The sequence below is a fragment of the Pseudodesulfovibrio portus genome (assembly GCF_026000375.1).
GTDB lineage: Bacteria > Desulfobacterota > Desulfovibrionia > Desulfovibrionales > Desulfovibrionaceae > Pseudodesulfovibrio > Pseudodesulfovibrio portus.
The window spans coordinates 2507227-2520811 of the sequence record NZ_AP026708.1 but is presented as its reverse complement, the minus strand read 5'-3'; the positions used below and the strand labels follow the sequence as shown (position 1 = coordinate 2520811).

Here is a 13585-nt window from a genome sequence, read left to right as displayed (position 1 = left end):
TATCGATGCCACGCTGCTGCATTCCAGTTGACACCGGATACGGATAGGCAGATATTTATATTGATGTATCTATTTTTAACCTGGTAAATCAGGAGGTTAAAATGTCAAAAGACATCGTGTCCAAACAGCGGAACAGGTTGGTGAACCGACAGCGCCCGGAAAATCTCTTCGACATGATGGAGAACTTCTGGCGCACTCCCTTCAGCGCCTTCAGCCACATGCCTTTCGAGGGGGGAGATTACCCGTCCATCGACGTCAGCGAAAGCGACAAGGCGATCATGGTCTCCGCCGAACTGCCCGGAGTCGCCCCGGATGACATCGAAGTCACCGTCAACCGGGGGCGTCTGACCATCAAGGGCGAAAAGAAGTTCGAGGATGAAGAGAAAAAGGACAACTACCACAGGATCGAAAGGAGCTACGGCAGCTTCCAGAGGACGGTGGCGCTGCCATCGGATGTTGACGACCAGCACATCACGGCCACGTTCAAGAACGGCGTATTGAAACTGGATATACCCAAGTCCGCCGCCAGCAAGACCGTCAAGGTGAAGGTCGAATCCAAGGGATAAACCAATCAACCGACTCGAGAGGGGCGGATCGCCTGATCGGCCCCTCGTCGCCCCCCCCCTCGAAACGCCGTCCTCAGACCGCGCCGTCCTTACCCCGCCGAAATCTCTTCCCAGAGCAGTTCCATGATTTGCGACTTGACCTCGGAGAACTCCGGGGTGAGGGAGGCCTTGTGGTCGCGGGGACGCGGGATGGACACCTTGACCCTGGCCTTGATGCGGCCCGGGCGACGGGACATGATGTAGACGTTGTCGGCCAGGAGGATGGCCTCGTCGATGTCGTGGGTGATGAATAGGATGGTGGTCTTTTCCTTGCGCCAGACCTCCAGAAGCAACTCCTGGAGCAGCAGCCGGGTCTGGGCGTCGAGGGCGCCGAAGGGCTCGTCCATGAGCAGCATGACAGGGTTGTTGGCCAGCACGCGGGCGATGGCCACGCGCTGTTTCATGCCGCCGGAAAGCTCCTTGGGCAGGGCGTTCTCGAACTCCGACAGCCCCACCAGGTCGATATACTTCCGGGCGATGCCCGCCCGCTCGCCCGTGGGCACGCCCTTGAGGCGCAGGCCGAACTCCACGTTCTTGCGCACGGTCAGCCACGGGAACAGGGTGTAGGATTGGAAGACCATGCCCCGGTCCGCGCCCGGCCCGGCGATGGGCGCACCCTCGAGCACGGCCTCGCCCGACGTGGCCTTTTCCAGCCCGGCCACGATGTTCAGGAGCGTGGACTTGCCGCACCCGCTGGGACCGACGATGACGGCCAGTTCCCCCCGGTCCACGGAAAGGTCGATGTCCTCCAGGGCGATGACCGGCCCCTTTTGGGAATCGAACACCTTTTCCAGTCCGTTGATGGCGAGCATGCTCATTGTTTTTCGCTCCAGGGAGTTATGACGCGCGTGAGCAGCTTGAACAGGAAATCCGTCAGCAGGCCGAGCACGCCGATGACGATGAGCCCGGCAAAAATGCGGTCGATGGCCAGGAAGCGCTGGGCGCGCAGGATCATGTAGCCCAGCCCGGAGTTGGCGGCCACCAGCTCGGCCACCACCAGATAGGTCCAGGCCCAGCCCACGGTGATGCGCAGGTCGTCCATGATGGACGGCAGCGCGCCGGGGAACAGGACCAGCCGGTAGGTCTGCATGCGCGAGGCCCCCAGGGTGGCGGCGGCGCGGCTCAGGTCGCCGGGCACGGCGGCCACGGAGTCGGCCACCATCAGGACCAGCTGGAAAAACGTGCCCAGAAAGATGATCGCGAATTTCTGGGCGTCGCCGATGCCGAAGTAGAGCAGGGTCAGCGGGACCAGGGCCACCACGGGCAGGTAGCGGGCGAACTCCATGAGCGGGGCCAGCAGGGACGACGCGCGGCGGGAGGTGGCGATCAAGAGTCCCAGCGGCACGGCCATGACTGCGGCCAGGGACCAGCCGACCATGACCCGGTACACGCTGTCCCAGGTGTAGGAGAAGAGGATGCCCTCTTCGTACATCTGCCCGAAGGACAGGAACACCGCGTGGGGCGGCGGCAGGAACAGGGGCTTGACCGAGCCGGAATAGGCGGCCAGCGCCCACAGGGCGAAAACAGCGGACAGGGACGCGGCCGCAAGCCACGCCCCTTTCCGCACTGTCGGTTGTTTCATGCTAGTCCGCGTTCACGTACTCGGGAGTGATCAGGGTATCCACCGACACGTCCTTGGTGATGATGCCCTTGGACTTCCAGAAGGTGATGGCCCGTTCGGCAACTTCGAAGATGCTGTTTTCCTTGGACTTGTCAAAGAAGACCTTGTTGTCCGCACCGCCGATGAAGGTCACGCCGGAGGCCATGTCGGCCATTTCCTGGGTCTCCAGGCCCATGGCCTTGGCCATGATCTCGTTGCCCTCGTCCGCGTTCTGCTCGTACCAGGCGATGGCCTTGTTCCAACACCTGGTCATCTTGGCGGGCACCTCGGGGTGGGCCTTGACGAAGTCGGCGTTGAGCACGAACACGTCCACGATGGTCTTGGGCATCTCCTTGGAGGAGACCAGCACGTGGCCGCCCTCGCGCTCGCCGGCGTTGGTCAGCCAGGGCTCCCAGGTCACGGCACCGTCGATGCGCCCGGCAACAAAGGCTGCACCCGCGTCGGAAGCGCCCATCTCCGTGATGTTGATGTCCTTCTCGTCCACGCCGTACTTGGCCAGGAGGGACAGGAAGAAGAAATAGGAAGTGGAGGACTTGTCCAGGCCCACGGTCTTGCCCTTGAGGTCGGCGACCGTCTTGATCTCGGCGGAGGAGATCACGCCGTCGCCGCCCGAGGACTCGTCCATGGCGAAGACCACGACCTCGGGGGTGCCCTTGGCAAAGTGGATGACCTCGCGGTCGAGCACGTTGCCCAGGCCGTCGATGTTGCCGGAGGCCAGGGCCGCGGCGTACTGAGCCTCGTCCTCGATGATCACGATATCCACGTCAAGGCCTTCTTCGGCGAAGTAGCCGAGATCCTTGGCGATATACAGTGGGCCGTACCCGACCCAGGTGGCGTGGGCCACTTTGACGGGAGTGCCCGCAAAAGCGGTGGAAGCAAAGAGAACGAGTGCGCAGGCCAGCAAAATGATGCGTTTCATGGTATCCTCCAGGGCATTCGGGACGGGAAATCGACACAAGCCGCACGCTGCCGGAACCAATTCACGCACATTTCGGCCCGGATTTCCCCCAATCCGTATTTTGATCATCCCTGATAGTCCGCTTCAGGCACAAACGCAACTTTTTCGGAAGGATAAAGGCGCATCCGAAAGCGAAAACCCGTCCGGGATCACAATTTTCGCATTTCGTTTACCATGTTGCGGCCCGCCAACACCCTCCGCCCGAACAAAGAGGACGCCGTCCATCGTCGGCGTCCCTGTTGTGTGCATGCGGGTCCAAAGCACCTCGCTCCTGCGGTCGGTTGCGCTCACTCCCGCCAGTGCTCGGGCCGGTGCAGGGCGTCGGCGCATGCGAACGTGCCCTGCACGTCCCCCAGCGCCGCGCCGTTCAAGGCCCGGACCATCCAGGCACCGGCATGCTTCTCGGGGATCGAATACGGAGCCTTCAGTCCGTAGGTGTGGGCCGGAACGAAGCCGAACCGGGGATAATACGTCGGATGCCCCAGCACGAAAACCAACTCAACGCCCATTGCGGCCAGGTGTTCCAACCCGGCTTCGACGAGCTTGCCCCCGACGCCCTTTCCCTGGGAATCCGGGACAACCGAGAGTGGAGCCAGCAACGACACCTTGACCCCGCTGCCCTCGATCCGCCCCGCGGTGAACAGGATGTGCCCCACGGCCCGGTCTCCGTCCATGGCCAGGAGCGACACACGGGGCTCCGCCGTGGGATCATCCAACAGGGAATCCACCAGCCTTGCCTCCTTGTCATACCCGAACGCCTCGGCCTCGACCCGGAACACGGCTTCCCTGTCCGCCCCGTCAGTCATGCGAATATTCAATTCATTCTCCTTTTGCACTTTGATTACAGCCGGATATCCGCAACAAGTGGTGCTGCGGCAGCCTCAAGCCAAAAGGAACCCTGAACTATAAACCCATAGACAGGTCAACGCATCGCGGTCGTTATTTGGAAAGAGATGGCTCGTTAATCTGCCTACCTAAAAAAATCGCCGCTCGGTGGTCCAACAAAGTGGGACCACTTCTCCTAGACGCATGATGCAAACAGGAGTATCGATTATTCGAACACTTGAAGCTGTAGCCACATATTCACAGTTGAGGTTCTTATGATTTCAAAGATATCTAATGTTTGCGACTTTGGTCCATTTTCGAAGTTCAATTGGGATACGACAGTAAAAGATCAAGATGATAACATCATCGAGTTTAACAAACTGAACATCATCTACGGACGGAACTACTCTGGGAAAACCACCCTATCTAGAATCCTCAGGTCGATTAAACAAAAATCAGTTCACGAGGACTATCTGAATGCCAAATTCGACATAGAGCACTCGACCTGCGGATCCTTTTGTCAGGACGACTTAGAAGATATCGATGTTGACGTTAGAGTGTACAACTCTGACTTCGTCAAAGACAATCTTAAGTGGCTGCAAGATAAAGATGGCAACATCCAACCGTTTGCAATTGTTGGTTCTAAGAACATTGAAATTGAGAAGAAGGTTAAGACTTTAGAAAATGAAATCGGAAATGAAAAGTCTGGTCTAACAAAGGAAAGTGAAGAGACCCACAAGCGCTACCTATCCCAAAAAACTCTAGCAGATAAAACCGAGAAGAACCTTGAAGGAAAGCTCAGAGATCAAGCTCGAGAAATCAAAAACAACTCTGTTAGGTATAATGTACCGACATATAACATTGCTTCGATCAAAACCGATATTCGAAAGGTTCACGGCAAAAAATATACTCTCACGGAGGAAGAGCAGGTCAAACATCAGCAAACCATCAACGAAACTGTTAGACCTAACATTGAACCAAGAAGGGTCGTAATTCCTAACTATGAGAAGCTAGTAGAATCCGCGACGAACCTTCTTACTAAAGAAATCTCTCCCTCAAAAACAATTAAGGAACTACTCGAAGACCCTAACCTGCAAGAGTGGGTAAGGAAAGGATCGCAGTTGCATAGGGGAAAACGCAATCTATGTGCTTTCTGTGGCAATGAGATACCGAGTGGTTTGTGGGAAAAGATAGATGCTCACTTCAACAAGGAATCTGAAACCCTCAGGAAAGAATTACAAACTGAAATCGAACATGTTGATAACGAGATCGATCTTTTCAAATCAAAAGTAGTTGTCCCCGATGCATCGATATACTCACAATTAAGAAAGCAAATATACTCTCAACAAGATGAAGCTAACAACTTCATTAGCGAGTACAAAAAGAATCTAAACAAACTAAAAAAAGCTATAAACAAACGGCTCAACAACATCTTTGCAACCACGACCTATGACAACAATTATGATAATGCAGACAAGATCGTCATTGCTATAGAAAATATTAACAAAAGCATAGAACAAAACAACCTGCTAACCTCTAAAATTGATGAAGAGAAGGTTCAAGCTAGGCAATCTTTGAGACTACACACCGTTCAAACCTTACTCTCGACAATAGATTACGATAAAGAGAAGCAAAACATACTCGACCAAAACAAAAATCGAGACTCCTTAAAAGAAGAGAGGGATACACTAATCAACTTAATCGAAAGAAAACGATTAGAAATAAGGACATTAAAAAGTGAACTAAGCGACGAGACGAAAGGAGCTGAGGAAGTAAATAACTATTTACGGCATTTCTTTGGACATGACGCACTAACCCTCTCATCTGAAAAAGATGAAACTGGTTCTAGGTTCGTACTTAAACGAGGAGAAGAAAAAGCTCACAACCTCAGTGAAGGCGAGTGCAGCCTAGTGGCCTTTTGCTATTTCATCGCAAAACTTCAAGAAGCAGGGTTTGAAAGTAAAAATTCTATCATATGGATAGACGATCCAATCTCTAGCTTAGATAACAACCATGTATTTTTTACTTTTAGCCTTATCGAAAATGCTCTGGCAAAAAACCAAAACTATGAGCAATTGTTTATCTCTACCCACAACCTTGAGTTTCTTAAATATCTTAAGAGATTAACATGGGCCAACAAAGAGAAGAAAGCGAACTTTTTTATTATTGAAAATGACAGTAAGTGCGCTAGACTTCGACCAATGCCATCCCATCTCAAAAAATACATAACAGAATTCAACTACCTCTTTAGTGTCATTTACAAGTGTGCACACCCAAAACCAAATGGGGAAGACACTTTTGACTACTATTACAGCTTCGGTAACAACCTAAGAAAGTTCTTAGAAGCCTACTTGTTTTATAAGTATCCGAATCAAACAAAGGTAATTAATAAGATCGATAGGTTCTTTGACGGGGATCACCAGTCAACAAAACTGGTCAACAGGGTCATTAATGAATACTCACACCTAGAGGAAATCTTTGACAGAAGCACAACCCCTATTGACATACCTGAAATGAAAAAGTCTGCGCTTTATGTACTTGATACAATTAAATGTAAAGACCCAGACCAGTACGAAGCGTTATTAACTAGTGTAAACATCGTACCATAGAACAATAAAAGCCCTTTGAACTATACATCAAAGGGCTTTTTTATCGTGTTCCGATCAACAAAAAGAAAAGGACATTAACCCATATCAGATTAATGTCCTAATTCTTTTAGTGGCGGAGCCGACGAGACTCGAACTCGCGGCCTCCGGCGTGACAGGATATTGCAGCGTGCGCACTCCCCGCATTAACCCGCATTTCACCGTGGTTTACAGTGTCTCAAAGAGGCGGTTTGCGGATAGATTTACGTCCCGATTTACGTCCCTTACTAGCTATATAACATGTTCCTTTCAGCCTCATCTTTCGCCCACCTACTAATTCTCCGATTGAGCAAACGAACCTCTTGTGCAGCCCAACGTCTAACATTTGGGTGAGGATGGTCGAGGCAAGTACTAATAACCCCTTGGGCCCGTTCCATGTGCGGCACTATCGAACCGCTCCATGACGAAGGAACACACTTGTTCGCCAACGTGCTCAGGAAACCATTATTATCCGGGAAGGCATCTAACATTTTAGCGACAAAATCACTCCACTCATATTTCTCATTTTCATCCTTCTGTAAGATCGGTGCTATATCTAGCAAGAACTCTGGCCCGACTTCAGGATACTCCATTGCCCACCTAAGAAGCATATCATGAGGAAGATCAAACAATATCTTAGCTGAGAGTGGCCCCCTGCTTCCATAGTCAGACAACATCATCTCAAGTCCCATCCTAAAACGCCGCCCATCATCTAGTACATATTTTTGGATTGGTCCCCACACCTGCTCAGGGTAGTCGGCTATTAAAGACTTAATAATTTCTCTAAAGGTGTGATCGACATCATGATGGAATATCCTATCGCCAGAAACTGTATTCACAATTATTTCAACCAACTGAACAACAAAGCCTTCATCACGCCCTGTCAAAGCTGCTTTGATAGCAACTCGCTCATAAGAATAGTGCCGGTCATGGCTGTCGACCTTTTCAGAAAATAATTCCGGGCTAATTGTTAGTGCCTTTGCCGTAGCCAACAACTCATCTGGGATATATTTTTCACCATGTAGATACAGACTTAAAATATCTATAGCCTGCCACTTTTCACGGCTACCCCTTTCCGATAAAGCAACTAGCAATTCTGCAACCTTGCCCCTGCTAACAGTATCGAGACTTCTTCCCATTCCGAGATAAGCGAACGCCCAAGGGTCGTAGTCTTTTTTTAAAGACGCCACTATCCGATCGATGTCGCTGTCTGTCATATCTTTTATGACGCTGAACAAGGGCAAAAAAGCAATCAATACTTCCGACTCAAAAACTCTGTCTAGAATTCGGGCATGCAGGTCCATATCCTGGTTTGCGTAAATCAAACCTTTCAATACTCCATCATTTAAATGCTCAATCCCCCCTTTTTCTGCGGCTTTAATTACTTCAAAAATGTCGCTCTCAAGTGAATCACTTAGCTCGCCCACCTTGCGCATAAACGAAACAACATTCCCTGCATCAGAGTATAAAAGTCTCTCAAGTATCCACCCAAGTCCTAACTCCTTTGCCTTCCATTCTTCAGCGATGGATTGGGCCATAACCTCAGCATACTTTTCACCAGCAAGCACATCGCCATCTTTATCGTACGGGACATTGGGGTCATGAATCCCCCAAGGCTTTTGCAAGACAAAGTATTCAAGTCTGCTTTCAAGCGAATCAGGCCCAAGTTGCCCATGAAGGATTTTAACCCTTTCAACCAAGTCTCCATCGCTATCCTCAGCATTGTAATACAGCCAGTCCGCTATCGCTTTTACACAATCAGGCCAAAACCCAACCTCTTTGCAGACAGCCACGACAAACTGCTCCACAGGGTCAAACACACCGTTTCGAATCAAGCCCCGTATCTGGCCTGCCACTCTACCCCTGACACTTTCTCCCACGCTGTCCTTTCGTACCGCCAACGGTTGAAGACGGTCCAATATCCCAACAAAATGCCCCACAAGCTCAACATGGGTTTTTGGCTGCCAATCTACTAACGCCTTTTGTCCTGCCTGTTCCTCTGCCCCGCCCATACGACTAAAATGCCAAGACGTTAATCCGTGACATAAGGCTTCGATACAAACGTCCCTCACACGTTCGTCGCCCATCCCTAAGCCACTATCAGCAACCAACAGCCGCTCTTCCGGAGGGGCCTCTGTTCCCGATAAATAACACTGATAAAAATTCTTAAATTGATTAAAGGCGTTGTTACCGATACCAGTCTCGACCTCAGCCGCGCCGAGCTTCATCATCATTGTTGCTGCTGGCTCAAAATAATCTTTTCTAAAGGCCAGTTTTTCTAAAGCCCAAACCATGTATCGCCGACCGTCCTTGAACGAAAACAAGTCATCAATCGACAGACCTTCAAAGACATGCTCAAGGATTCTTGAAGCCGCTTCGGGAACAATTTCAACTAGGTAATAAAAAGACTTTGCTCCGACCTCTGAGTTCAAGGCTTCAAAAGAGCCGAGGATTGAGGCATCAAACAGTAACTTTTCAGCTACCGCGAGAGACTTCCCGTGCTCCCCCAGGCCAGCAAGTCGGCGACAGAACCCCGTTGTTAAAGATTGGGGAAAATCTTTCGTAAAAAACTTTGCAAAAGTATCTGTAGGGGTACGGTCAACAACATCTCTCGCTAACCTATTGGCAATGGGGTGTGGCCGAACTTGCCCATAATCTCCTTGCCGTTGCAGCACTTCACGGGCAGTCCATTCAGCGGCATGGCGATAAGCAATCTCTGGATCAATTTTGAAAACCTCAGCAACAGCATCTAGCTGTTTACGAGGGCCTGCCCCGTCAACTCCAATATGTTGAAACAAAGAGAGCACTCCCAAAGTCCACTCAGCAGCAGCGTCTTCCCCTTTACGCTGCCGGACTATTTTCCAAACCATCTCATCGTCTTGTAGCTCTGAGATTCCTGCACCGCCATCAACCAAGTAATCACCAAACAAAACAGCCATGCCCGGATAGCCCTCAGCGAACTTGACCACCCTCTTCAAATCTTTCTCGCCCATATAGGGGTATCTCTGTTGAAGTATCGCTTCAATCACTGAATCACTCGCTGGCAAAGCTTTATAAAACAATGTCTTATTAGCAGTGTCGGCGGCATCGTGGTCTATCGTCACCAACCGCATCCGACTCTTGTTTGCAGAAATCAGATCATATAGAGCGTTATGGACAGGTAGTGGACACTCATCAACAATGTACACACAGTCAGCCCCTATATCTCGCAAGGACATAGCCGTTCGAACAACCTCATCTCTTACGACTTGGTAGTTTACATACAAGGCTTGTTCTGACCGAGCTCTTCCATCCAGACTATCATCTGCCTTGAACGCTTCCAAAATCAAACGTGTCTTGCCAAGACCGGACAATCCCACAAGACGAGAGCACTGCCTAGGTGAAGCCAAATGATCTCGCAACTCTTGAAAAGCCTCGCCAATGGCCAAAGCTTCATTCTGATCTTTAAGCGTCCTCACAACACGGGGGCTGTCGTCCCCTTCAAATGAATAATTCTCAGCACCCGAATCATCTGCCCACTCTGCCCAAGTCTGATATCCGCCAAGAGAAATTCTCTTCTTTAATTCAAACAGCCACAACGCGACTGTGGGGTACAAGTTGCTCCAATCTGCAAGCTTTGTTGCATCATAAAAATCAAGTGCTGCTGCTTTGCGCCAATCTTCATCACATTCAGTAATACCGTCTCGTATCGCCTTTTGCCTTCTCGCCAACTTTTGCCCAACGGCGGTTTCGTTACATATTATTATGTAGGCATGGCCTTCATTCAAAACCTCTGCCATGGCTTCATTTAATATATCATCGCCGCCTTTAACTTTGACCTCTTTCTTACAATCTGACGGCTGCATGATCGTGGCCTTTATTTGGATAACGCAGTTGCGGTGGGGCAAATAGTCTGTTTTCTCTGGGCCATCCCCCCATTTTATCCGCGCATCCTCACCACCATCCGGAATGTTGATTTCGCAAGGAACATGAATTCCTCCTAGTAATATACCGTTAGAACGTGCCTCCGCGTGAAGCAAACGCCTCACCAACTCTACAAGCTCTACGGCATCAAGAGACTTAATCATCTCAGAATCAACTTCAAATGGCATTGGCATTACTGACTCCCATGCAATATATAGTGGGCATAATTATGGCGAGCTAAGGCAAACACCTCGCCAAAAACCTTGATATTATTATACGAAGACTACTGGCTCTTCTCAACAGCACTAGATTCAATCTCTTTGTAAGTCCACTCAGAGCACTCGTTAGTACTGCCAGTGCATAGCGTCATGTAACTATTCGTTCCTGAATTGGTATCAAATACCAATTTCTCAACAGTTACAGACTCTCCAGAATCGCTTAGATCACTGGTATAATTCCATCTCATTCCATTGGTGAAGACCAAAAAGCTTGAATAGATGTTGCCGCACTCGATTTCTAACTTAGCCTTTTCACAGTGCCCTAATGGGGTACATATTTCATAAACGGGCATCGCAGACTCACCCTTTAGAGAATACTCATTGCACCCCGCATATGTGGAAGTGGCTCCACAAAAAATAATAACAATAACAAACAAAATATTTTTCATAGCTAGACGGCCTTTAGTCCTCAAACAGATTTAAAACATAAACGTACGCGACTACTGTTGAATCTTCGCCATCGCCGAACTTGAGACAAATCCAATTCCACCTTCGTTGCCAGTGCCAGCCTTCTTTACCGTTACAATGATGACAGCCCCTTCATACCCCTTCAAACCAACATTGTACGCTATTTGCTTCTGAATCCCAGACTCCAAGACTCCCGCTTGCTTGGCTTTGTAAAGCTGCCTTATCATCTCCAAGACTTCTTTTTGGGGAAGGTCTTTAACGAGGACTGAACAACCGCCCCCTTTAACATACGCTACAATGTACTCCACCTCGTCACTTTTGAAATGAAATGCCTTACCGTTATTCTCCCGCATCACAGGGTCCCAATTCGTTAAGTTTTGAGGGACCTCTTTGCCACCAAAAGAATCCATAAAATGGTCAATATTTTCATAGTGTTCAGAGCATTGGACACAAAGCCCGTCAAAAGCCTCGATAATGCTTGAAGCCCTCTCTCCTGAATCAACACCGTTATCAATCTGCTCACTCGCAAAACAACCAACCGACATCCCGGCCATAACTACAAACGATAACAGCATATTAGCGACTAGCCTAAACAACTAATCCTCCTCACTTTCATGGGACCACCCAGACAGAACATTGCGCATAGTCTTCATATTGAGCACCAACAAGACGGCACATAACAAATCCACAATGACCCAAATCTCTCGGCCCAGATTTACTTTCACGAATGGATTGAACAGAACAGCCATTACTCCAAAACAAACCACCCAATAATCCAAGCCTCTTATGCGATGATGCCGCAAGGCCAGGTACCCGGCAGCGGAACAAACCATGAAGCGCAATAGGGTATAATAACCGTAAGGCATAGGAAGCAACGCCAACAAAAGCGCCCCTGCTGGCACGAGCCAAATCAATTTAGACATATGAGACTAGCCGTAGTTTTTCTCACGCATGAAGAAAGCGAAAAGAATCATCAAACCGAAGCTCCCAAAAAAGAGAAGCCCTGCCTGAATAAAGGACCACCCCCACCCCTTCATTGCCCCGAAGAATCCGACAATAGTTCCTACGACCGGAGTGTATGCCAGGAAAAGGGCCAATGGCCCCTGGATAATAAAATGCCACCCCAGCCATTGATCTAACCCCGCATAAACCGCTGCTAGTTGGAAAATACCCAACACAAAATATGCAATATAAACGATACCTGCCATTGCCCCCTCCTTTGGGTTCAAACGACGCGCTCTTGTATTAACCAAACTATCTAAACATTTGTTTACAATCATTAACACAACCAACCAACTACAAACAATGAATTAATATCCTACCGCCGAACTTCAAAATCTAAAAACGAGCTTGCATGCCGACTTCCCGAGATGTACACAAATAGTTAAACCTTGATTTAAGAATTTGATACTGCTAGGGTGAGGCATGGTCAACAAGTTTATTTCATATCTCAGAGTGAGCACTGCCAAGCAGGGTAAAAGCGGATTGGGCTTGGAAGCGCAGAGGACAGCCGTCATCGAATACCTTAATGGCGGTCAGCATGAGCTAATCCACGAATATGTAGAGGTGGAGAGCGGGAAGAAAGATAATCGCCCAGAACTTCGCAAAGCCCTCAAGCATTGCAAGGTGACAGGAGCAATCCTTGTGATCGCCAAGCTTGATCGACTTAGCCGAAATGCACGCTTCCTACTGGAGCTTCAAGAAAGCAGAGTGAGTTTCATTTGTGCCGACATGCCGGAAGCAAACGAGATGACCATTCAGATCATGGCGGTAATGGCTCAACACGAACGAAAGATGATATCTCAGCGTACTAAAGCGGCGCTAGCAGCAGCCAAGGCGCGGGGAGTAAAGCTAGGAAATCCCCATGGCGCAAAATATTTGCAGGGGTTGGGCAACTCCGAAGCGGTGACGCAAATAAAAAAAGAAGCACATGAAAGAGCAGAGGACCTACGAGAAATAATCGAAGACATTCAACAGAACGGAATAACCTCAGTCAGAGGGATTGCTTCCGAACTTACAGCCAGAGGAATCAGAACTCCGAGGGGTGGCAAATGGCACCCAACAAGTGTGGCTCGCCTCTTGAAACGTCTCGGCGAGTAACCGCCTTTGCAGCTTTAGGGGAGCTGCTTCGGCTACCCCTATCAGTCTACACTCTTCCGTAATCCTTTTTAGAGAGCGGCCCACTAACTCACATTTTTATTTACTTTTTTATCTTATTCGGGGGAGTGTTCAACCAAAATCCCCACACCGCAAGAATCCCCACGCAGTAAGAATTACCCCTTAATTCCAACCCGTTGAATTAGGTTGCCGATGATAGAGAAAGGTATCACCGGTTGCTGGTGATGCTGAGAAGACATCCCCAC

At 49.6% G+C, this 13585-nt stretch carries 11 protein-coding genes; 3 read left to right on the top strand and 8 right to left on the bottom strand.

Features of this window, described 5'->3' with window-relative positions; all coding sequences use genetic code 11:
* The first annotated feature begins 101 nt into the window (after window positions 1–101).
* Entirely contained in the window at window positions 102–566 is a 465-nt protein-coding gene (locus OO730_RS12070; RefSeq protein ID WP_264981714.1) for an Hsp20/alpha crystallin family protein, read from the top strand.
* 89 nt (window positions 567–655) lie between these two features.
* Here OO730_RS12070 and OO730_RS12065 read toward each other — a convergent pair whose 3' ends face one another.
* The 4 genes from OO730_RS12065 to OO730_RS12050 all read right to left on the bottom strand — a co-directional run bounded on the left by OO730_RS12065 (window position 656) and on the right by OO730_RS12050 (window position 4002).
* Window positions 656–1423, bottom strand: coding sequence for an ABC transporter ATP-binding protein (locus OO730_RS12065; RefSeq protein ID WP_264981713.1), 768 nt, complete (start codon window positions 1421–1423; stop codon window positions 656–658).
* Window positions 1420–2187, bottom strand: coding sequence for an ABC transporter permease (locus tag OO730_RS12060; protein ID WP_264981712.1), 768 nt, complete (start codon window positions 2185–2187; stop codon window positions 1420–1422). The genes OO730_RS12065 and OO730_RS12060 overlap by 4 nt, the downstream gene beginning before the upstream one ends.
* 1 nt (window position 2188) lies before the next feature.
* Window positions 2189–3145 carry an ABC transporter substrate-binding protein gene (locus tag OO730_RS12055; protein WP_264981711.1) on the bottom strand — a complete coding sequence of 319 codons (957 nt, stop codon included), beginning with the start codon at window positions 3143–3145 and terminating at the stop codon, window positions 2189–2191.
* A gap of 326 nt (window positions 3146–3471) precedes the next feature.
* On the bottom strand, window positions 3472–4002 hold the full coding sequence (locus tag OO730_RS12050; protein ID WP_264981710.1) for a GNAT family N-acetyltransferase: 531 nt from the start codon (window positions 4000–4002) through the stop codon (window positions 3472–3474).
* A gap of 282 nt (window positions 4003–4284) precedes the next feature.
* On the opposite strand from OO730_RS12050, the gene OO730_RS12045 reads away from it, so the two are divergent.
* Window positions 4285–6618, top strand: coding sequence for an AAA family ATPase (locus tag OO730_RS12045; protein ID WP_264981709.1), 2334 nt, complete (start codon window positions 4285–4287; stop codon window positions 6616–6618).
* Window positions 6619–6881: 263 nt separating this feature from the next.
* Here the strand turns inward: OO730_RS12045 and OO730_RS12040 are convergent, their stop codons facing one another.
* The 4 genes from OO730_RS12040 to OO730_RS12030 form a co-directional block, all read right to left on the bottom strand.
* Window positions 6882–10730, bottom strand: a complete 3849-nt coding sequence (locus OO730_RS12040) for a hypothetical protein (protein WP_264981708.1) — start codon at window positions 10728–10730, stop codon at window positions 6882–6884.
* A 524-nt stretch (window positions 10731–11254) separates the two neighbouring features.
* The gene (locus OO730_RS12035; protein ID WP_264981707.1) at window positions 11255–11818 is read right to left on the bottom strand and encodes a hypothetical protein; all 564 of its coding nucleotides are present in this window, start codon (window positions 11816–11818) and stop codon (window positions 11255–11257) included.
* Window positions 11819–12145, bottom strand: a complete 327-nt coding sequence (locus tag OO730_RS16315; protein ID WP_407681893.1) for a DUF6804 family protein — start codon at window positions 12143–12145, stop codon at window positions 11819–11821. It lies immediately after the preceding gene.
* A gap of 6 nt (window positions 12146–12151) precedes the next feature.
* Window positions 12152–12430, bottom strand: a complete 279-nt coding sequence (locus tag OO730_RS12030; protein WP_264981706.1) for a hypothetical protein — start codon at window positions 12428–12430, stop codon at window positions 12152–12154.
* 217 nt (window positions 12431–12647) lie between these two features.
* On the opposite strand from OO730_RS12030, the gene OO730_RS12025 reads away from it, so the two are divergent.
* Window positions 12648–13322: a recombinase family protein gene (locus tag OO730_RS12025; protein ID WP_264981705.1), complete on the top strand. Its 675-nt coding sequence runs from the start codon at window positions 12648–12650 to the stop codon at window positions 13320–13322.
* Window positions 13323–13585: the final 263 nt, after the last annotated feature.